Origin of the sequence: Priestia sp. TGN 0903, from assembly GCF_050846855.1 — a bacterium.
In the GTDB taxonomy this organism is placed as follows: Bacteria; Bacillota; Bacilli; order Bacillales; family Bacillaceae_H; genus Priestia; species Priestia zanthoxyli.
Genome location: NZ_JBOZGL010000002.1, coordinates 754709 through 775907, shown reverse-complemented (window position 1 = coordinate 775907; position 21199 = coordinate 754709). Strand labels below are relative to the sequence as shown.

General features: G+C 39.5%; 24 protein-coding genes and 2 riboswitches. Of the genes, 1 reads left to right on the top strand and 23 read right to left on the bottom strand.

The annotated features are described in order from the left end of the window. Positions 1-72: 72 nt before the first annotated feature. From ACRPLY_RS10540 to ACRPLY_RS10465, 16 genes are all read right to left on the bottom strand, one after another. The gene (locus ACRPLY_RS10540; RefSeq protein ID WP_432231834.1) at positions 73-486 is read right to left on the bottom strand and encodes a DUF5301 domain-containing protein; all 414 of its coding nucleotides are present in this window, start codon (positions 484-486) and stop codon (positions 73-75) included. A 31-nt stretch (positions 487-517) separates the two neighbouring features. Then, entirely contained in the window at positions 518-682 is a 165-nt protein-coding gene (locus tag ACRPLY_RS10535) for a hypothetical protein (protein ID WP_432231833.1), read from the bottom strand. A gap of 154 nt (positions 683-836) precedes the next feature. Further along, on the bottom strand, positions 837-1037 hold the full coding sequence (locus ACRPLY_RS10530) for a helix-turn-helix transcriptional regulator (RefSeq protein WP_432231832.1): 201 nt from the start codon (positions 1035-1037) through the stop codon (positions 837-839). Between the two features lie 132 nt (positions 1038-1169). Beyond that, positions 1170-1349 carry a hypothetical protein gene (locus ACRPLY_RS10525; RefSeq protein ID WP_432231831.1) on the bottom strand — a complete coding sequence of 60 codons (180 nt, stop codon included), beginning with the start codon at positions 1347-1349 and terminating at the stop codon, positions 1170-1172. 189 nt (positions 1350-1538) lie between these two features. Further along, entirely contained in the window at positions 1539-1784 is a 246-nt protein-coding gene (locus ACRPLY_RS10520; protein ID WP_028414718.1) for a hypothetical protein, read from the bottom strand. Positions 1785-1902: 118 nt separating this feature from the next. Continuing rightward, on the bottom strand, positions 1903-2403 hold the full coding sequence (locus tag ACRPLY_RS10515; RefSeq protein WP_430055998.1) for a GNAT family N-acetyltransferase: 501 nt from the start codon (positions 2401-2403) through the stop codon (positions 1903-1905). A 119-nt stretch (positions 2404-2522) separates the two neighbouring features. After that, entirely contained in the window at positions 2523-3140 is a 618-nt protein-coding gene (locus tag ACRPLY_RS10510) for an acetate uptake transporter (protein ID WP_048019411.1), read from the bottom strand. A 142-nt stretch (positions 3141-3282) separates the two neighbouring features. Next, a complete protein-coding gene (gene metE / locus ACRPLY_RS10505) occupies positions 3283-5577 on the bottom strand; it encodes a 5-methyltetrahydropteroyltriglutamate--homocysteine S-methyltransferase (RefSeq protein ID WP_165636347.1) in 2295 nt (764 codons plus the stop codon). A gap of 150 nt (positions 5578-5727) precedes the next feature. Further along, positions 5728-5916, bottom strand: a riboswitch (cobalamin riboswitch). A 79-nt stretch (positions 5917-5995) separates the two neighbouring features. Next, positions 5996-6106: riboswitch (SAM riboswitch) on the bottom strand. A gap of 80 nt (positions 6107-6186) precedes the next feature. Further along, positions 6187-6438, bottom strand: coding sequence for a hypothetical protein (locus ACRPLY_RS10500; RefSeq protein WP_028414722.1), 252 nt, complete (start codon positions 6436-6438; stop codon positions 6187-6189). 258 nt (positions 6439-6696) lie between these two features. Further along, the gene (locus tag ACRPLY_RS10495; protein ID WP_167387328.1) at positions 6697-6867 is read right to left on the bottom strand and encodes a hypothetical protein; all 171 of its coding nucleotides are present in this window, start codon (positions 6865-6867) and stop codon (positions 6697-6699) included. 157 nt (positions 6868-7024) lie between these two features. Beyond that, complete coding sequence (locus ACRPLY_RS10490) at positions 7025-7900, bottom strand: metallophosphoesterase family protein (RefSeq protein ID WP_432231842.1); 876 nt, start codon at positions 7898-7900, stop codon at positions 7025-7027. Between the two features lie 242 nt (positions 7901-8142). Further along, on the bottom strand, positions 8143-8331 hold the full coding sequence (locus ACRPLY_RS10485) for a hypothetical protein (RefSeq protein WP_432231830.1): 189 nt from the start codon (positions 8329-8331) through the stop codon (positions 8143-8145). A 137-nt stretch (positions 8332-8468) separates the two neighbouring features. Then, the gene (locus tag ACRPLY_RS10480; RefSeq protein ID WP_033580154.1) at positions 8469-9848 is read right to left on the bottom strand and encodes a sugar porter family MFS transporter; all 1380 of its coding nucleotides are present in this window, start codon (positions 9846-9848) and stop codon (positions 8469-8471) included. Positions 9849-9993: 145 nt separating this feature from the next. Further along, on the bottom strand, positions 9994-11418 hold the full coding sequence (araA, locus tag ACRPLY_RS10475) for an L-arabinose isomerase (protein ID WP_432231829.1): 1425 nt from the start codon (positions 11416-11418) through the stop codon (positions 9994-9996). A gap of 29 nt (positions 11419-11447) precedes the next feature. Next, on the bottom strand, positions 11448-12146 hold the full coding sequence (locus ACRPLY_RS10470) for an L-ribulose-5-phosphate 4-epimerase (RefSeq protein WP_014458965.1): 699 nt from the start codon (positions 12144-12146) through the stop codon (positions 11448-11450). Then, positions 12140-13771, bottom strand: a complete 1632-nt coding sequence (locus tag ACRPLY_RS10465; protein ID WP_432231828.1) for a xylulokinase — start codon at positions 13769-13771, stop codon at positions 12140-12142. The genes ACRPLY_RS10470 and ACRPLY_RS10465 overlap by 7 nt, the downstream gene beginning before the upstream one ends. 338 nt (positions 13772-14109) lie before the next feature. Between ACRPLY_RS10465 and ACRPLY_RS10460 the strand changes: the two genes are divergently transcribed. Further along, positions 14110-15216: a GntR family transcriptional regulator gene (locus ACRPLY_RS10460; protein WP_325076460.1), complete on the top strand. Its 1107-nt coding sequence runs from the start codon at positions 14110-14112 to the stop codon at positions 15214-15216. Between the two features lie 88 nt (positions 15217-15304). Here ACRPLY_RS10460 and ACRPLY_RS10455 read toward each other — a convergent pair whose 3' ends face one another. The 7 genes from ACRPLY_RS10455 to ACRPLY_RS10425 form a co-directional block, all read right to left on the bottom strand. Next, positions 15305-16288 carry an HD domain-containing protein gene (locus ACRPLY_RS10455; RefSeq protein WP_325076461.1) on the bottom strand — a complete coding sequence of 328 codons (984 nt, stop codon included), beginning with the start codon at positions 16286-16288 and terminating at the stop codon, positions 15305-15307. Between the two features lie 209 nt (positions 16289-16497). Further along, on the bottom strand, positions 16498-17079 hold the full coding sequence (locus ACRPLY_RS10450) for an SCO family protein (protein WP_165636342.1): 582 nt from the start codon (positions 17077-17079) through the stop codon (positions 16498-16500). Positions 17080-17311: 232 nt separating this feature from the next. Beyond that, the gene (locus tag ACRPLY_RS10445) at positions 17312-17584 is read right to left on the bottom strand and encodes a hypothetical protein (RefSeq protein WP_165636341.1); all 273 of its coding nucleotides are present in this window, start codon (positions 17582-17584) and stop codon (positions 17312-17314) included. A gap of 76 nt (positions 17585-17660) precedes the next feature. Further along, positions 17661-18368 carry an ABC transporter ATP-binding protein gene (locus tag ACRPLY_RS10440; RefSeq protein WP_165636340.1) on the bottom strand — a complete coding sequence of 236 codons (708 nt, stop codon included), beginning with the start codon at positions 18366-18368 and terminating at the stop codon, positions 17661-17663. Further along, positions 18368-19186: an ABC transporter permease gene (locus ACRPLY_RS10435; RefSeq protein WP_165636339.1), complete on the bottom strand. Its 819-nt coding sequence runs from the start codon at positions 19184-19186 to the stop codon at positions 18368-18370. Before ACRPLY_RS10435 ends, ACRPLY_RS10440 begins: the two co-directional genes overlap by 1 nt. 78 nt (positions 19187-19264) lie before the next feature. After that, positions 19265-19801 carry a nitrous oxide reductase accessory protein NosL gene (locus ACRPLY_RS10430; RefSeq protein ID WP_165636338.1) on the bottom strand — a complete coding sequence of 179 codons (537 nt, stop codon included), beginning with the start codon at positions 19799-19801 and terminating at the stop codon, positions 19265-19267. Continuing rightward, the gene (locus tag ACRPLY_RS10425) at positions 19798-21078 is read right to left on the bottom strand and encodes a right-handed parallel beta-helix repeat-containing protein (RefSeq protein ID WP_165636337.1); all 1281 of its coding nucleotides are present in this window, start codon (positions 21076-21078) and stop codon (positions 19798-19800) included. Before ACRPLY_RS10425 ends, ACRPLY_RS10430 begins: the two co-directional genes overlap by 4 nt. Between the last annotated feature and the right edge of the window lie 121 nt (positions 21079-21199).

The following is a 21199-nucleotide window of genomic DNA, read 5'->3' as shown; positions in this document are numbered from 1 at the left end:
AAATAGTCAAAATTTTCAATCTATTATTTTTATAAAAAAAGACAGCGCAGGCTGTCTTTTTTAGTAGGTTTTTTATTTAGTTGAAAATAGCTTTTTCACATCTACTTTTTGATCTTTAACAATCGTATACGTGGCCTGCTTTTTATCTTTAAAATTAAATGCTTTTATGTAGTCATTATCGTAAATCGTTAAGCCGTACGCATCTTTTCCGCTTTCGACGATTTTTACCCAGTACGCCTGGTCAAACTTTGGGTCCAGCTCCTTGCTTTTTTTCACTTCTACTTTTGCTAAAGAATGTACGATTTGCTTTATCTCTTTTTTTTCATCTACTACACGTTTTCCTTCGTCCGTATCTATTTCAATACGCGTAACGTTTGCTTCCTCTACTTTTATGACGTCTTTTAACTGATAGGCTTTCCCGGTATATGTAAAATAAAATACGATGATAAATAAAAGTGCAGCTATAATAATCGTTCTTTTTTTCAAAAGGAACCTCCTGTTCCGCATCACGCTGCATTCAGGTGATACACCTTTTTATTCCTCCTGTTCCGCATCCTTTTAGTACAATGCTGCTTCCTACAAGTAAACTATAGATTAATCCCGGAACAGGAAGTATTAACGTTATCATCAACAGTAACATGCCCATGCTTGTAAGAGCTACTCCTGCAGCTCGATTTTCCATTCATTTCACCGCCATCTCTTGGTGAATTTTTTATATGAAGCAATAGAAATAGTATTAATCTTCTACCTACTTATGTATTGTTCGCTTATAGGTCAGAATCGTCAACACGCCTACTAGGAAGATCGTTGCTTCACATTACCTTTTTTTAACTAACTTATGATTTATGAAATAAAAACAGCTCATCTACTGTTGCTCCCAGCTCTTCGGCGAGTTGAAAAGCTAGCGCTAAGCTTGGATCATACTTATTGTTTTCAATTGCATTAATCGTTTGTCTCGAGACGCCGCATACTTTTGCCAGTTCATCCTGAGACATTTTTTTGATTTTACGCAGTTCTTTAATTCGGTTTTCCACCATTCATCACTCATCTCTAAAATGTAAAAAACTTTTTACACCCATATCTTATATTATTTCCTTTGTTACTGTCAAATATGTTTGACAAAGTAGAGTCTTTTACCTACCTGAAAACGAGATTGAGATATAACAAAATTAATTCAATTTAAAGACGAGCAAATGGGATAAATGATTGAGGATGAATCCCGCTGTTGCTTTCCGTACAAGACTTCGCTTTCCGCAGGCGGCTGGTGAGCCTCCTCGTCGCTTACGCTCCTGCGGGGTCTCACCTAGTCCGCTTTTCCCACAGGAGTCTTCGCCTTGACCTCCAACCAACCGCTAGAAGCAACGAAATAGATTAAGCACATGTTCACCATCACAATAAAAAAACCCGAACAAATTTGATTCTTCATTAAGAATCTCAATTCATCGTTCGGATCTTCCTTCAACTAAAATACTTTTGTCCTGTCCATTTTCCCCTTATTGTTATACATTTATTAAAATTAGTTAAAAACCCCTCACTTCTTACTTTTCTATAATGCCTACAACGAACAAAAACACTGCTAATGAAAGCATCCAAAAGTTTAAAACAACTCCGCCAATAATTGAATACCATTTTTTCGACACAGACGCAAAAACAATGCCCACCAGCGAAAGAATCCCCAGCACTGCAATATCGACATACATATTCACACCAGGACCTCTTCTTACCATAAAAAATGAAAAGCTGATGATTACTAGTATAAAAGAAAGCACGCCGTACTTATTCATGTAAACACCCTCACTTTTACATATTTACAATAATTATACATAATAAAGAGTAAAAAAAGCACAAATTCATTAAAAGAGAACTTGTGCTTTTTTTATATCATTTTATTTTTCGTAAAAATTAAAGCTCCTTACTCATATTAAACCACTGCACGCCTGCATGCTGGGACTGCGCAACTCCTTGATTCACATATCCGTTTTTTTCATAAAAAGGAATCAATTCTTCTTTACACGTTAAAGTCACCGTTACGCGCTGTTTGTTCCGTGCTTGTTTTTCAAACTCTTTTAGCAGCATACTGGCAATTCCTTTGTGATGATGCTTGGGATTTACAACGATACCTAAAATACTTTGATGACCACCTGTCTCAGGGTTCGAAATCGTTTTTTCAAACAAATCATCCGTAATAAACGGAGCTGAAATGACGGGTCCGTTCACATATCCAATTATTTCGTCATTTTCTTCAGCGATGATAAACGTATCAGGAATGGTTTTAATTCGCGTGATAAATGCTTCTTTTGAGGCAGCTTCATCAGGTGTAAACCCTTTGTTTTCTAACGTAATTAATTGGTTTAAATCTTTTTCATCCACTTGTCTTATAATCATTGAAACGTTTCCTTTCATTAAAAGCTACTATTCTCTTTCTCTCTTTCTACTATATATAAAAACGCACAAACAAAAAAGGATTGACCTCTGCATCATACAGAATTCAACCCTACTTCGCTGTTTAATGAACGTCTTGATTATTTAATAAATGCACCAAATGGCTTGCCCACTGGAAGCACAACTCGACCATAGTGAGTATTTAATACAGCCGCTGCAGATCCATAGAATGAAAACAGAGCAATTAATAGCTCTGAGACTGCTGCTAGTAAGTGCGTGTATTCATATGCCACACCAAATGTACTTAGCGATAATCCAATAAATAAAAAATCAATTAACACAAAAATAATAAATAATACTTTATGAGTGCCCATTGCTCCAATCGTCATAAAAACGCTGAAAATTAAGTAGCCGACAAAAGCAAATGCTAGCTGCTTCGGATCCGCTTCTTTTGCGAGCGCTTCTCCAAATGCTCCAAGCTGAATAAGCCATGTCATAGCTACACCTAGCCAAAATAAACCGAAGGCACCAAAAGCCGTTGCGCCGAAGGTATTATTATGTTTGAAATCTTGCATAGACGCGATTAGCTGCCCTATTCCGCCTAAAAAAATCGCCCATGGCAATACCAATGAAACACCATCGGTTACCCCAAGCTTTTGAAACGATGCAACAAGTGTCACCATGGCAAGTCCGAATAGGCCTAGCGCTGATGGATCAGCTGTTACAATTTTAACGTGCTGCGTGCTGTTGTTACTCATGTTGTACCTCCCTGATTTTAAAAACACCTTTAAAAAGATACAAAAATCTAAGGGAAGTGTCAATGGATATTTTTGGCCTTTAAAAAACCCATAAGACCAAGCAATGTAGCGTTTACACTGCTTGGCCTTTACTTTCTTGTTATTAAGCGTTTTGTAATAAATTTTTTCTTGTTTGTTTTGCAGACTCAACCATCACTTTTAAAGCTTCCACCGTCTCGCTGATTCCTCTTGTTTTAAGACCGCAGTCGGGATTAATCCAAAACAATGCAGGATCAAGCACTTTTAGAGCGCGGTCAATGTTTCGTGTCAGCTCTTCAAGCTTCGGTACGCGCGGGCTGTGGATATCATATACGCCAAGTCCAATTCCCTGGTTATACGTATGTTTTTCAAACGCATAAATTAATTCACCATGGCTTTTGGACGTTTCAATGGAAATCACGTCGGCATCAAGCGCTTTGATCGCATCAATAATCTCTTCGAATTCCGAATAGCACATATGCGTGTGAATTTGCGTCTCGTTTTGCACCGATACTGTGGCTAATTTGAACGCGTACACCGCGGCGTTCAAGTAGCTTTCCCAGTTTTCTCGTTTTAACGGCAGTCCTTCACGCAGCGCCGGTTCATCTACTTGAATCATTGAGATGCCCTGACTTTCAAGTGCTTCCACTTCTTTTCTAAGAGCAAGCGCAATTTGATTTGCCACGTCGTAGCGCGGGATATCATCACGCACAAATGACCAGTTTAAAATCGTAATCGGCCCCGTCAGCATTCCTTTAACAGGCTTATTGGTTAGAGACTGTGCGTAGACCGTTTCTTTGATCGTCATCGCCTGCTCGTACGAGACATCTCCGTAAATAAGCGGCGGCTTCACGCAGCGAGAACCGTATGATTGCACCCAGCCAAACTTCGTAAACTGAAAACCTCCTAATTTTTCACCGAAGTATTCAACCATGTCCGTGCGCTCAAACTCTCCGTGCACAAGGACATCTAAGCCGATGTCTTCTTGAATTTCAATCCATTTTTTGATTTCAGCGTTAATGTACGCTTCATATGCTTCATCGCTTAACTCTCCTTTACGCCACTTCAGACGCTCTTTTCGCACTTCTTTTGTTTGCGGAAAGCTTCCAATTGTTGTCGTTGGAAGAAGCGGCAGTTGAAACGCTTCTTGCTGAACGCGTTGACGTACGTCAAACGACGCTTGGCGCTGTGCTTTATAGCTGTGCAGCTGCTTCAGCTCTTTTTGCACGTCTTGATGGTTTCGAAAAGATGATCCATTTAATGCTTGAATCGCCTGTTTACTTTCACTTATTTCTTTTTCTATTGCTTCTTTTCCTTGCTGCACCGCTTTTGTTAAAAGCGTGATTTCCTTTAGCTTTTCATCTGCAAAAGACAGCGCGTTTTTTAGAATTGGCTCAATGGTTTTTTCGCTTTTCACCGTGACAGGAACATGTAATAAACTTGATGAAGGCTGCAGAATCAAACGGTCTTTTGATACGGCTTCTTCAATTTCACTGATTGTTAAAAGCTGTTCGTCCAAGTTTTCACGCCAAATGTTTCGTCCGTCAATCACTCCTGCTGCCAGCACTTTATCAGTTGGAAAACCATATTTATTAAGCGCCGTGAGATTTTCGCCTCGGTCATGTACAAAATCCAATCCAATTCCGTGAACAGGAAGAGCAACTACTTCTTTATAGTAATCTACGCTGTCAAAATACGTCTGCAAAATGACTTTTACATTCGGTGCCGCTTTTTTCAAAGCTTCATAGACTTCTTTATACAGTGCCAGGTCTTCTTTTGATAGCGTTGTAGCTAAAACCGGCTCATCTATTTGTACCCACTCCACGCCTTCTGCCTGCAGCTCCGCTAAGATTGTTGCATAAAGAGGAACAAATTGTTCAACTACTTTTTTAAACTCACTTTTTTTATATCCTTTTGACAGCTTCACAAATGTTACTGGACCTAAAATAACGGGTTTGCCTTTGATATTCAGCTTTTGTTTTGCTTCTTTGTAAAATTGAAGCGGGCGATTTTCTACAAGTGCTGGCGTACATTCCTCAAGCTCGGGTACAATGTAGTGATAATTTGTGTTAAACCATTTTGTCATCGTAGAGGCTACCGCACCTTTTGTTCCTCGGGCGATGTCAAAATACGTTTCAAGGGATACCGGGCCTCCGCTATATTCAAAGCGCTTTGGCACCAAACCAAACATAGCGGCTGTATCTAACACGTGATCGTATAAGCTAAAATCGCCGACTGGAATTAATTCAATTCCTGCGTCACGCTGTTTTTTCAGATGCCCAAGACGAAGAGCTTCAATTTCCTGAAGAAAGATATCTTTCTCTAGCTTTCCTGCCCAAAACTGCTCAAGCGCTTTTTTCCATTCTCGTTTTTCACCAATTCTTGGATAACCTACATTTGAACTTTTTACACTGCTCATTTTTTCCACTCCCTATATATTTTTTTATCGCTAAACTAAAAAATCTCCCTTTTCGAAATGAAAAGAGAGATGATACGCATACTTAACTAAAGTTGAGATAGCCTGTTTTTCTCAACACGTATTCCTCACTCCTCTCTATATCCCGTAGAGCTTAAGTGCATACAACAGGCAGGTCTCCTGACTTAGGTTCATCGCTTCCTATCCCTTCCCATTTCAACATGAAACAGTGGTTAATAAGTTGCTCCCCATTACAGTGGCGGGACCGCGCCGGCTTTTCACCGGTCTTCCCTTTTAAGCTGCGTACATTCGTTACACAGCACCTGATGCATTTCTATGAAATTGTTCATTCAAAACACCTTTACATAAAATAAAAAGCCTCTCTATCATGAATAGAGAGGCATAGTATCTATGAAATCCTCTCTTATTTTTCAAAGCTGTACGCTTTGCAGGATGTAGCACCTTTTTAACAAGATTGTTAAATGGTTGCCGGGCTTCACAGGGCCAGTCCCTCCGCCTCTCTCAATAAGAGTTTTAATTGTTTATAATATTTTGAATGTAGAGTCATCTTAACACCTTACATTTATGTTGTCAAAAGAAATTTCAAAAAAATTAGTTTTCAGGAGGCGTTGACGCTAATTTTTGCCTTAATAATTTGTAATCATCTTTTCGATGTGTTTCGATCAAGTCTTTTGCTCCTTGATGATACCCTGAAGAATAGATGTACTCTACCGCCGTTTCGATAAGCATTCTCTTTTCTTCCGCACATTCTCGGTCCATTAGGGGGAACAGTCTACCTAAAAGGTCATTTAAATCTTCCTTAATAAAACGATTGAGTCCTTCTTGCATCTTTTCGTTTGCCATGATAGCTCCTCCATTTGCTGTGTATGTTCTAAGTTTCTATAAACAGGCATTTCACTGTGAATGTTAAGATAAAGTTAAGTCATTAAACAGTATATCAAGTGAATATTTTTCTTCAATTACATATGTAATACAAATATATGACAAATATAGAGAATATATCATCATTCACTATCTATTATAACGCTTGACTGGGCCTTCTGCTACAAGGTTTCGTACGGTTTTCCAAAAGAGGTTGAGACATAACCAAGTGAATCCAATCTAAAGGCAAATGGGATACATGAGCTGAATCGCTTGTGACACCGCAGTTGATTTCCGTACAAGACTTCGCTTTCCGCGGGCGGTCGCTGAGCCTCCTCGTCGCATAAGCTCCTGTGGGGTCTCACGTGTTCCGCTTTTCCCGCAGGAGTCTTCGTCTTGTGCTCCAATCACCTGCTAGAAAGACCTATACACATGAAATCTACGTTTACCCTAATAAAAAAATGAACCACTAATCAAGATGCTTGATTAGTGGTTCATTTTTCATTTCGCCTAAAACCCTTTTTTCCCAGCCTCTTTTTTTTGAACCTAGCTTTCTACTTTCATGTTTTTACAAACAACTTCTTCGAGGTCGTCCAAAATCCTTCCAAAGAAGAGGTCCTAAAATGTCGTACCGGCTAACAAAAAACTCCGTAAGATTATAATTATTTAAAATTAAAGGCGGTTCAAAATCAAGGGGAGCACCCGCGCCTCCTGATAATACAAAATCAGTACCTCTTCCAAGCGTAAACGACCCGTTTCTGTTTTTTCTAATAAACTGCTCGTCATACGCATGCACGTGGCTGACTAACACTTTTTTCACGCGATGTTCTTGAATTAAATCAAAAAATTCTTGACTTTGAGGAGTCGTTACAGGAAAACCTCCCAGGTCTGACCACCGGCCAATATTTGGCTGCGCATGCATGGCTACAACGGTATTACGAGGAGCATCCTCTAGCTGCTGCTCTAAATAATTCAGCTCTCTATCTGTAAATCCATATATTTTATTCTTGGGACTGATGATATTATTTAATGCGATGCACCGGAAGTTAAAGACAGGAATATCAATGACCCAGTGCACTTTTCCGATAGTGGCTCTGAAGTTTTCGAGGTTGCTTTCTTCAAGGTTTAATTCATCATGATTCCCTACGCATACAAACACGGGAATGTTTGGTGCTATTTTTTCGACAACTTTAACAAAGTGCTCCAAATACCTCTTTTCTCCTGTATACACGGTGTCTCCCCCATGAATAATGAACAGCGGATTCAATTCCACCGCCTTTTTTAACACAAGCTCAAATTCACCGCTCATCGTGTAACAATTATCGTTTGGTCCGTCACCTCTGCTGTCGCCCATAAAAACAAAGTTGAATGGATCTCTCGGATTTAATTGTTTAATTCTTTGCTTTAATAACTTTTCAGAACGTTCATGAAGCGTCAAATTCATCAACTAGTTAATCCCCCTATTACTAAATAAATTTAGTTAAAAGTAAACATGCTTACTTATTTATATGGAAATTTGCTGATGAAGGTCACTATCTTCTTGTAAGAAGAACGCACATTTAGCTTTCGTTTTAGAAATTGCTAGTTATAAATATCTATTAAAGTCCACGCTATGATAAGCTAACCTATCTTTCCATTTTATTAGGCACTAATATGACAGGGTAAAAGCTGAAATCTCTGTATCTACTAATAAGAAAGAGGCTGGGAACGAACAAAGGCCGACATGAGCTGAACCGCTTGTTGCCCCGCAGTTGATTTCCGTGCAAGGCTTCGCTTTCCGCGGGCGGCCGATGAGCCTCCTCGTCGCTTGTGCGCCTGCGGGGTCTCACCTGTTCCGCTTTTCCCGCAGGAGTCTGCGTCTTTCCCTCCAATCAACTGCTAAAAGAAACTCAACAGATGAAACCTGCAGTCACCATAAAAAAACGAACCACTAATCAAACACTTTGATCAGTGGTTCGTTTTTCACTTCGGCTAACATACTTTTATCGCAGCCTCTTACATTTAAACAACAATTAGACGTATTTATTACGCTCAACTGGACTTAAAGAATTTCTTTCAGAGCGAGCTGCCATGTCCGTTTCAATTTGCTCTAGGCTACGTCCTTTTGTTTCAACAACTACAAAGCGTATGAAGAATAATCCGAGAACACAAATGATCCCAAATGTTGAAAAGATCACGCCTAAGCTAAACTGATCGGCTAAAATAGGAAACACAAGCCCTACTGCCAGCGATCCTGTCCAGTTAAAGGCAGATGAAATTCCAGCACCGATTCCGCGTACAGAAAGCGGGAAAATTTCTCCTACAATGATCCACGTAAGCGGCGCCCAAGAAAACGCATAGCAAAGGATAAAGCAGCAAAGTGCAATTAACGTAACCCAGTTAACGACGGATTCATTAACGCCTACTGCTCCTAGAATAGCCGGTGTGAAAAAGGAAAGAGCCATACCCGCACCGCCAACCGTAAGAATGGTACGGCGGTTGAATTTATCAACAAACTGCAGAAAAATAAGTGTTGTCACAACGAAGATTACCCCAACAATAACCGTAAAACCAGCAGCTACCTGCGGCGCTAAACCAACTTGACGGGCAATGCTTGTTGCATAATAAACAATTGAGTTGGAGCCTTGAATCTGCTGAAAAGTTGCCATTCCGACACCGATAATTAAAGCTAAACGAAACTTTTTCTGAAACAGCTGTTTAATGCCTGATTGTTCATGCACAGCTACGCTTTGAATTTCAGATACTTCAGCTTCGACTTCCGCTGCTGAGGAACGAAGCGTGCGCAGCACTTCACGCGCTTTATCTGCCATTCCGTTTTTAATTAAGTAGCGAGGTGACTCCGGAAGCTTGATCATCCCGATGCATAAAACAATCGCAAAAATACCGGCGCTTCCAAGCATTAATCGCCAGCTGTTTGGAACCGGCTCAAAAATAAAGGCTACGATATAGCTTAATAATAATCCAATTACAATCATTAGCTGATTTAAACCTGAAAGCTTCCCGCGAATATGAGCAGGTGCGATTTCTGACATATAAGCAGGAACTAAAGAAGAAGCCGTTCCCACTGCTGTACCTAAAAAGACGCGCGCAATCGTTAACGTAATTTCCTCTGGTGCAATCGCTGAACCGATGGAGCCTAACAGAAAAATGATAGAGGAAATTAAAATTAACTTTCTTCGTCCAAACTTATCACCTAATAATCCGCTTAAAATAGAACCGATAATGGCTCCGCCCATTAGCGATGAAACCACAATCCCCAGCCAGAGCGGACTTAAATGAAACGCTTCACGGATATGACCTTCTGCACCAGCAATAATCCCAATATCATAACCGAATAAAATACCGGCAAATGAGCCGAAGAAGAAGATAAACTTACTTGATACTTTACTCATGATTATATCCCCTTTGTATTGTCTTAGTTTTTCTTCCTATCACACTTATTTAAAACGCTTTCATTTATTTCTAAAAACGGCGTTCTTTTACTGACGCTATATTTTCACTTCCAAGGAAGCAGCGCTCCCTTGGAAGTAATGATGCTTACTTAATAATGACGTACTCTAAATTCACAAGCTTTGCATAGCTCACAATTTGATCCGTCGTTAAATTTAATGAAAGAACTGTATGATGTCCTCCTCCGTTTTCAATCCACGCTTTAACGCCGTCTTGGAAGTTCGGCTTAATGTTCCAAAGCACGCGCGCTACCGGAAGATGTGGAGCTGGAACTTCCGGCTCAAATGCCGATACTTCGTTAATTAACAGCTTGTAATGCGTGCCGAAGTCAGCCATGGAAACGACTACGCCTTCTCCTTGTTTACCGTCAAACACTAAGCGGGCCGGGTCTTCGCGGTTGCCAATTCCTAGCGGAGAAACGATTAGTTTTGGCTTGTTTACCGCTAGCGTTGGGTCTACTTCAAGCATGTGTGATTGAAGCACTGACTCACGTCCGGGAGCCAATTCATACGTGTAGTCTTCCATAAAGCCCGTTGACTGATTATGGCTCATCACTTTAAGCAAGCGGTCAAGCGCCGCTGTTTTCCAGTCTCCTTCACCAGCAAAGCCGTATCCCTGTGCCATCAAGCGCTGTACCGCTAGACCAGGAAGCTGTTTCATGCCGTACAAATCTTCAAAGTTAGTCGTAAAAGCGCTGTAGCCGCCTTCGTCTAGAAAACGTTTAATCGCAATTTCATAGCTTGCCTGTACTTTTACGCTAGATTCCCAGTCTTCTGCAGAATAATCACCGTAGACAAACTCATACGCGTCTGCGTATTCAGCAAACAAATCATTGATTTCTTCTTCCGTAACGGCATTGACATATTGAACAAGGTCACCGATTCCAAAGTAGTCAACCGTCCATCCAAATTGAATTTGCGCTTCGATTTTATCTCCTTCTGTTACCCCCACGTTGCGCATATTGTCACCGAAACGCGCAACTTTAATGTTGAAGCTTTCGTTATAAGCAGCGGCTACGTCCATCCACTGTGCAATTTGCTGCTGTACGTCGGGGCGCTCCCAGTAGCCCACTACGATTTTATTTTGCTTGTTTAAACGCGCGTTGATAAAGCCGTATTCACGATCACCGTGAGCGGACTGGTTCAAGTTCATAAAGTCCATATCAATCGTTTCCCAAGGAATACTTTCGTTAAATTGTGTTGCCAAATGAAGCAGCGGTTTTTGCAGCAGTTTGGTACCGCGAATCCACATTTTTGCAGGCGAGAACGTATGCATCCATGTGATTACACCGGCAACTTCATCTCGGTAATTCACTTCTTTCATCATGCTTGTAATCGTATCAGCGTTCACAGCTAAATCTTGCAGCACAAGCGGATAAGGTAAGACACCGCTTTCATTTAAAGCATTAGTCATACTTTGCGCGTGTGCTTTTACTTCTGCTAGCGCTTCTTTTCCGTAAAGATGCTGTGAACCAACAATAAACCAAAATTCTTTTTGAGTCGTTTTTAACATGATAATCCCCTTTTCTGTATGTAAGTCTTTTACTGTCCTTGCCCGTAATACGCATTTTGTCCGTGTTTTCGTAAATAATGTTTGTCTAATATACGCTGCGGCAGCTCTTCAGCCAGTCCGTTTAATTTTTGTGTAAAGAAGTTCATTTTTGATACTTCGTCTAATACGACGCTGTTCATTACCGCCGTTTTGGCATCTTTTCCCCACGTAAACGGCCCGTGTCCTTGAAGTAAAATTCCAGGAACCGCTAGCACATCTAAACCGCGCTTTTCAAACGTTTCAATAATCACCTTGCCCGTTTCCACTTCATATCCGTCATTTACTTCTTTTTCTGTCAAAAAGCGCGCGCACGGTACGGAACCATAAAAGGTATCGGCATGAGTCGTTCCCATTGCCTGCACATCAAGTCCTGCTTGAGCCCAAATGGTCGCCCACGTTGAATGCGTATGAGCAATACCGCCAATTTCGGGATAGTGTTTATATAGTACGGCGTGTGTCAGTGTATCAGAGGACGGATTAAGCTCACCTTCTACCACGCGGCCATCTAGGTCTACGACTACCATATCTTTGGCCGTCATTTTTTCATACGTCACCCCGCTTGGTTTAATCACAAACAAACCGCTGTCTCGATCAACTGCACTTACATTTCCCCACGTGTACTTGACCAGTCCGTGTTTTGGCAAATCGAGGTTTGCTTGAAATACTTCTTCTTTTAATTTATCTAGCACAGTAACTCCTCCCGTTCTTCGCTGTGATGCTCGGCAGCTGCTTTTTCAATGACTAGCCCTTTTTTATATCTTTTAATAAATGCTTCAAACCCTTTTACATCGAGCTCATCAGGATAAATTTCTTGTGCGGTCACTTCTTTAAAGACTTTATCATCCAAGAAATCTTCTAAACTTTCATTCTCACTTTTATTGAGCATATAAGAAGAAAGAATAGCCATTCCCCACGCGCCGCCTTCTCCCGCTGTGTCCATGACGGAAACCGGGGTATTAATTGCCGCTGCCATCATTTTTTGACCCACTACCGGCGTTTTAAATAATCCTCCGTGCGCTAAAATACTGTGAATCTTTACGTTTTCTTCTTTGACTAAAAGATCCATTCCTATTTTTAGAGCGCCAAAAGCTGTAAAAAGATGCGTTCGCATAAAGTTTGCTAGATTAAAATTGCTTTTTGCTGACCGGACAAATAGCGGACGTCCACTTTCTAATCCGGTAATATTTTCACCTGAGAAATAGCCGTAGCTAAGCAAGCCCCCTGCATCTGGATCAGCTTCTAACGCTTTATTTAACATCACTTGGAACAATTTATCCGACTCTACTTTTTGCCCCATCGCCTCCGAAAATTCACGAAACAATCCGAGCCAAGCATTCAAGTCGCTTGAACAGTTATTCGCATGAACCATGGCAACTGGGCTGCCGTTTGGCGTGGTAACCAAATCAATTTCCGGATAGACTTTTGAAAGCTTTTTATCTAGTACAATCATCGCAAAAACGGACGTTCCTACTGAAACATTTCCCGTGCGTTTTCTTACGCTGTTTGTCGCCACCATTCCCGTTCCTGCATCTCCTTCTGGAGGACAAAACGGAATGCCCGGCTGCAAATTTTTTGATTGATCTAAAATACTAGCTCCTATCGCTGTTAACGTGCCTGCTTGCTCACCTGAAGTATGGACTGCAGGCAGAATACCTGATAGTTGCCACGAATATCCTTTGTAAGAAATGAGCTCGTCAAACTGCTTCATCATCGCTTCGCTGTAATTTTGCGTGCGTTCATCAATTGGAAACACTCCTGAAGCATCTCCAATGCCAAGCGCCTTACTGCCTGTTAGCAGCCAGTGAATATAGCCGGCTAGTGTTGTCATGTAATGGATACGCGGCAGATGTTTTTCTTGATTGATGATTGCCTGATACAGATGCGCAATGCTCCATCGTTCAGGAATATTAAAGTTAAAATGTTCAGTTAATTCTTTTGCTGCTTCGCTTGTTGTTGCATTACGCCACGTTCGAAACGGAACAAGCAGCTCACCCGTTTTATCAAACGCCATATATCCGTGCATCATAGCTGAAACGCCGATAGAGCCAACTGTTCGAATGGTGATTCCGTAGCTTCGTTCCACTTCTTGCTTCATTTCACGGTAAGCACTTTGCAAACCTGTAATAATATCAAGTAAGTTGTACGTCCAAAAACCGTCTTCCAAGAGATTTTCCCATTCATAACTGCCTGATGCGATCGTTTCAAAATTTTCGTCAATCAGCACCGCTTTAATACGAGTAGATCCAAGTTCAATTCCAAGGGACGTTTTTCCTTTAGCAATTGCTTGTTTTATGGTTTCTTGAGTTGTTTTCACGTTTAATCTCCTTTCTGATAGCTATAAAGATACCTATAGCAGTAAGGAAGCGCTTTCCATTTTATGTAACGCTGTTTGAATTTGTTAACAACTTAAGTATATTTATTTGTACGTACATTTGTCAACAATAAAATTATATATGCACACAAATACTCAAAACACCCTACTATTCTCTTCTTAAACTTTTAAAAAATCGGTATTCAACCCTTAAATCATTTTCCTTTTGATTAAAAATTACGGAAATCTTTTCATTTATTCACGTTCATGATAAAATATGTCCATACAAATTTTATACATAAAAAAAGTTGAATGTATACAACTACGAAAGAAGTGAAAACATGAAGCCAAAATATCAGGTGATTATTGAAGATATAAAAAGCAAAATTCTTTCAGGCGATTACAGCATTGGCGAGCAAATCCCGACTGAATCGGTCATGCAAGAAACGTATGGTGTCAGCAGACATACGGTTCGAAAAGCGATTTTAGAGCTGTCGAATGAAGGATTTTTAAGAAGCGAAAAAGGGTCTGGCACCTATGTAAGCAACCAGTATCAATCCAAAGCGAGCGGGGCTTCTTCCAACAAAACGATCGGCGTAATTACTACCTATATTTCCGACTATATTTTCCCTTCGATCATTCGCGGAATTGAAAGCAGGTTAAATAAAGATAATTATTCCCTGCTGCTGGCGAGCACGAATAATGATGTAGAACAAGAAAAAAAAGCCCTGGAAATGATGCTTTCCTACGGAGTAGACGGCTTAATTGTTGAACCTACAAAAAGTAATTTGTACAATCCAAACATCTCTTATTATTTATCATTCAAAGAACAAGACGTTCCGTTTACGATGATTAACGCCTACTACGAAGAATTAGAGGTTCCGTTTTTTTGTTTAGATGACGTTCAGTCAAGCTACCTTGCCACAAATGAATTAATTTCAAAAGGACATACACAAATTGGACTTATTGCCAAAATGGATGACCTGCAAGGAAAATACCGAATGAAAGGCTACATAAAAGCGCTCGGTGATGCAAAACTACGCTTTCAGCCTGAGCATATTTTGTCTTTTAACACCGAAACAAAGCTCGATTTGTACGCTAATTTAAAAGAGTTTCTCACTGAAAATCAAGACGAAATGACCGCTCTTGTCTGCTATAACGACGAAGTCGGATTAGAAGTTGTAAATGTATGCAGACAGCTTGGCATTTCCATTCCGGACAAGTTGTCAATTATTGGTCAAGATAATTCGTACATCGCTAAAAATGCGACGATTAATTTAACAACGTTAACCCATCCGCAGGAACAAATGGGACACGACGCGGCTGATTGGATCATTAAAAAGCTGCAGGGCAAAAAAGAGTTACCAAACGAAACTTACTATCAGCCGGTGTTAGTTGAAGGCGAAACGATTAAAGAACTAACTGCAAAGCGTGATGAAGTTCGTTAAGAGAAGGCTTCTTTAGAGGTCTATAAAACTTCTTATAAGATAAGGGGATGCACATTATTGCATCCCCTTTTTTATGTAACGATTCATTTTATAACGGAGCCTGAACGATGATATATACTCCTTTTTCTATCCTTTGTTTCGCTTGCTCTATTGCTCTTTTAGCGGTAAGTGATAACTGAGATACAGGAGCCGCCCCATCTGAACCAATGACGAGAGGATCAACCCAGCGCATTTTTGTCGTTTGGTAAACATCATAACAAGACGCCGTTCCTGTTTCTGCTTTGCTGTTAAAAAGAGCAGATAGCATCCCTTCAATGCTACTATCTCCAGCGTTTTTCAGCAACCGAACCACATCGTCATCCTGCTTTAAAAAATCTTCCATAGACACTATATCTTTCTGCAAAGCAAGCTTGATAATTTCCGTCAGCTGATAATTCCCAAACATATTAAGCGGATTCATAAAAAAGCCAATGACTTCTTTGTAGTAAGCATCCACAAACCACTCTGCCGCTGATAAATTACAGCACGCCATTTGTCCCTTAAATCCGACAAGCTGATCCAAAAACGCATGCACTTCTTGTAAAGTAATCTCGCCGCATACGTACAAATCCCGCAGCGTATAATCCACGCGGTCAGCGCATAAGCGCGGAGCGTTCTGTTCGAGCAGCGTCCACTGGCTTTCATCAAGTAAGATATCTCGCCAGTTTAAACCGGCGCTCGTTAAAATAGAAGGAATAGACGACCCGGTCACAATTTGTTCGTAAATCATTTCATGATAATTTTCTTCTTTTTGTTCCAAAACATAGTCAATCACATGAGAAAATGCCGTATGTGAAACGTCATGTAATAAAGCTGCTATTTGCTCTTCCAAAGAGCCTCCTAGCCTATGTACAAGCATCATCGCACCAACGGAGTGATCGTATCGAGTAGTATTCCATTTTTCATTTACAAACCGGCTCGCTCCGCCTTGGTAAATTCCTTTTAAACGCTGTACGGGGTCACTTTGAATCAGTTTTAAAAGAACACCGTCTATTTCAAAGTTTCCGTACAGCTTATCATTAAGTATAGGCAATATCCTTCTCCCCTTTTACTAACTTATTATGTTTAATCCTAAACGTATGGCACAATGTTGTAAAGCAGCTCTCACCTTCTTATCAATCGTAAACTCTCAGTATAGTTTATTAGGTGTTTTCGTATAAAAAAGCTGCCTGAAAAACAAGCAGCTTTTTACGAAGACTGACAATATATTCATTTTATCCATATTCCTATAGTAATTCTTTCTCAGTGCTGCAAAATTTTAATATCTTCAATGATTTGTGCATACGGCACATCGCTTACTCCGTTATAGTCTTTCTTTACAATCCCCTCTTGATTAATTAAATAAAAGCTTGTTCCATGTATAATTTGGTCCGTATCTTTAGGCTTTTGAACAAAAACTTTAAAATTGTTCATGGCGAAGGATTTAATTTGTTTTTGAGAATAACCTGTTAACAAATGCCAGTTTTCTAGATTACCATTAAACTTCTTTACATATTGTTTAAGAGCCTGCGGACTGTCATTTTGCGGATCAACGCTGAAGGAAACGAATTCTATATTTTTTATTCCGCTCTTCTTCACCTCTTCTTGAAGCTTAGTCATGTGAGCTGTCATAGGAGGACAAACGGTTGTACAACTAGTGAAGATAAAATCTGCTACCCATACTTTTCCTTTTAACTCATTCAGCCCATATTCTTGCTGATTTTGATCTTGATACGAAAAAGTATTCATCTTGTAATTGAGTGGATCTTTGACATCCTTATCACAGGCGGATAAAGCCAAAAGAAGGATCGTACCAATAAAGACCAGCCATTTTTTCTGCTTCATATATGTATCTCTCCCCTTAATTGAAAACGCTTTTATAATAACTAACAACAAACCTAATGAAAAACCCTTTCTTCCTTATCCTATCATTTATAAAAATATGGTAAATCACTCAAAGGAGGTATTTATAGCATATTTTATAGATGTAAAGGACGCTGCTATAGAAAAAAGCTTTTCCTTTAACAAAAGAAAAGCTTTTTTCTATAGCAGCACGTTTTTAACAGTGAACTTCTGTCTATTCTTTTTTCATATCAATAAATTTTTGCGGATTACCAATAATGTTCGTCCCTACACTTCCCGTTTTTAAATTACTAACAAATATCCTATCGTTTATGTTCATATATTGAAACAGCTTATTCCGTATTTCCTGGGGTGAGTCAGCCGTTTCCACTACATAACAGGACGATGTAATTTTGACATTATTATACCTTTGAATGACCTCCAAAAAAGGTGAATCCTGCTCGTCCGAATGTAAAAGGTCATAGGTGATAATTTTGGTTAAAGACATGCAAATAACCCCTTTTTATCTAAGTTGTTTTGCGTACTGAATCATCAAAATTTAAGAGATGGTAGACCAGCTGACCTTAGTCACTTCTTTTTAATTGTCTGTGTAAAGACAGAAGCTTCAGCGTAAATTCAGGAATATTTAAATAATAATTTTTTAGCTGTTTTACAACATGGCCATTGTCTAAAAACATGATTTCATCCCCTAACTCAGCTGCTACGTCCATCATGTGAGTAGAAAAGATAATGATCGTTCCATTTTTTTTTGCTTCTTTTATGATTTGAATAAACTGATTGATCCAATAGGGATCGAGTCCGTTAGTTGGTTCATCTAATAAAATAACCTTTGCCTCTGGCAGCAGTGCTTGACCAAGCAAAAGACGCTGCCTCATTCCTTTAGATAGCTCTTTAACCTTTGCATACTGTTTTTCTTGAAGACCTATCGTGTCCAGCACTTTATTTACTTTATCCTTTGAAACGCTTCTTAGTGATCCATAGAATAAAAGAAATTCTCTAACAGTTAAATAGCGCTGAGCGTGAAAGTCATCGGGCATATAAGAAATGTTTGTTAAATACTGCTTTCGATGATCTATTAAAGAGTCTTCTTCAAGAGTGACAGCACCGCTTGAAGGCATAGAGATGCCCGCCAGTATATCAATAAGGGTACTCTTGCCCGCGCCGTTACCACCGCACAAAACCAGGCACTCCCCTTTACTTACCTGAAAGCTTAAAGGAGCCAATGCCACATGCTGCTTATAGCGTTTTGAAATATCCTTTAAAACGTACATTATTTCCTCCTTTTTCGAGTCAGGTTTTTGTCAGAGATTAATATGCTTATTACCATCACAACTAGCGTGTAATAACATAGTCCAAGCCACGATATCCATTGATCGTAATTATAATAAGAGGTGAGTCCGTCATAGGCTTGTCCAAAAACGGCTCCACCGTTTAATTTGATGACAAATACAATCCTGAGTAGTTCTGCTGGGTTTATATAAAGCAACGTCTTTAAAGCAGCCCCAACCATAGGATAAGGCAGTAAATTCAACGTGCTAATTAAAGCCGTTGGCCATAGCATAATTAAAAAAAACCAGATAAATACCGAAATAGACAGTGCTTGCCACCGAGTCGAACTAAACGAGCCAATGACAACCCCCATTATTAAAAAGAAGAATAGCAGGCTGATCGCAAAAAAGTAGAGAGCAATTGCCCATTTGGCTGAAAATGAAACGCCAAACAACAGTCCAATGAGCAAACTAATTCCGTAGCTTAAGGTAAACATTAAGCACTGAGACGTAATCTGCCCTAGTATTTTCCCTATTACATAAGAAACGGTTGATAACGGGTATGTAGAAAGCAGCCTGAACTGCCCGTTTTCCATTTCGCTGGCAATCGAAAATGATCCATTAATAAGCATAAATAACGGAATGATGTAGAGCAGTAAATTCATAATTGTTCCAGTGATATTCGTATAACCACTAAATGCGGGTGAAGTGCTTTGAAGTAAAAACAAAAATGAGAGCACAACCACCCATAAAACCACGAAAGAAAAATATGTTCGTTGCCGAAAAGATACTGCCAGCTCAGAACGCCAAATATTCCACACTACTTCTCACTCCTTTTAATCCCGGCTGTCTAATTGATAAAAGACAACTTCGGTAGTTGTCTTTTATCTAGCTACTGTTTATTGATGACTGTGGCCATCCATCTCTGTCATTTCTCCGCTTTCATCGTGAGAATGCTTCATTTCCCCATCCATATCGCTCATCTGCTTCTTGTTCATTTCCCACTTATGAGATTTTAACTTCTCATAAGTTAGGGTACTTGTGTCGTACTTTTCAGCAAATTTATCCGCTTCTTTTTCACTTTCGAACGAGACAACGTTATAAGCCATTGGCGTTTTAATAGATTTATCATATACATAGTTGGCTTCCTCAGACGGTACCCATTCCTTCGTACGGTAGTCTCGTACAAACTGCGCTTTAATTTTTTGATCTTTATTTTCTTTCATCCACGTGTACATGCAGCCAATATCATCAAACATCATTGACTTTCCGCTATCTAACACAACCTGAGTCGCAAACTGATTATCCATTACAGCCATGTTACATACCGCACACGTGTCTGTTTTTTCGTTAATTGCTCGCGGCTCTATTTTTTGTCCGCAGGCACTTATTAGAAAGATTGTTGCTAATACCATAAGTAAGCTTATTTTTTTCATTTCGTTTTCCTCCCCATTTGGATACATAGAGCACTCAATAAAATCATGCCAATCCCCATTAGCAGAAGTCCTCTAGCTGAATTTAAATTTTGTGTTAATTGCTTGTGTGGAATGTTCACTAGCGGTAAGCGATCGGATAAAATCAATTGGTCCGGGCTTTTTAACATCTTTTGTAAAAGAACCATTCCAGGAGATTGAAAGAAAATCTGATATTCTGGCGTTTCTTTCGTTAAGCTAAGAAAGAAAGGATCTGCTTTATATGGAATAATGCTGGTACCATTATTTTTAGCATCTACCTTCCAAGAGCTGTCCCAGTAGTTCTTATCCATGTTATTATTTTTACTTGCAATAGCCTGTACATCATTTACATTGCCTAAAAACATATTAGTCGAGGCAATATTAGAAGATGCGTCATCAAACTGAATCCCAATGAAGTTCGTCTTTATGCTGTTTTGTGTAAGGCTGTTGCGTGCTGAACTCTGCAGTTTTATTCCAATTCGGTTACTGGATAAATCGTTTTTGACGACCTTTGTATCCGTTGTATCAAAAAGCAGAAGACCGTATGAATTGACGTTTTGAGCATTTTGAGTAAAAGCGTTTTCTTTAATAATACTTCTACTTGTTTCCATAACCATAGCTCCAATATAATTTTGCTTTGAGCTATTTTGATACAGAAACAAATGATTTGAGAACATCAAATGAAAGCCATATCTAGAATGTTGAACAGTGTTTTGTACAAAAGTATTGCTATCGCTATTTTCAATGTAAATACCGTCTAGCACCTCAGACACACGCAAATTACCAATTTTGTTTTTAGTGGAGTTTAAAACATTCACACCGTTTTCTTGCTGATTTCCTTTAACAATCAAATGAGAGAACATCGAATCATGTACATTATCTAAGTTTATTCCTAGTGAAGTAGTTTGTATTTTTAATTTTGTAGCTGAATTTTTTCTGCCTTTCACTTCAAGAGCCGGAACTTTTTTTTGTGAGGTAAGCTGCTTAATGTTAAATCCCTTAAGGTGAATTTCCTTCCCTTTTACAGTCACCACAGGGCTCTTCCCTTTAGATTGAAGCACCGTTTTTTCACTTCCCGTAAGAGTGATGGGCTTTGTGAGAGTAATAGGCCCTTCATAAACCTTATTCTTTAAATGAATAGTTTCACCCGGTTTAGCTTCGTCAATAAGAGACTGTAAATTTTCCTGTGCGAAAATATGATGTGAATTAAAAAACAGCACTGCTGTAAAAAAAAGAACACCTGCGTATAGCTTTTTCATTCCTCCTTCTCCTTTGCAATCTAGTATTTTCTTCTACAAAGAATTCATTGTTCAGCTACCTTCTTTGTCTAGTTAATTTTAGTATAGAAATAGTTTTCGTTTGATTACATCACCCCTTCGA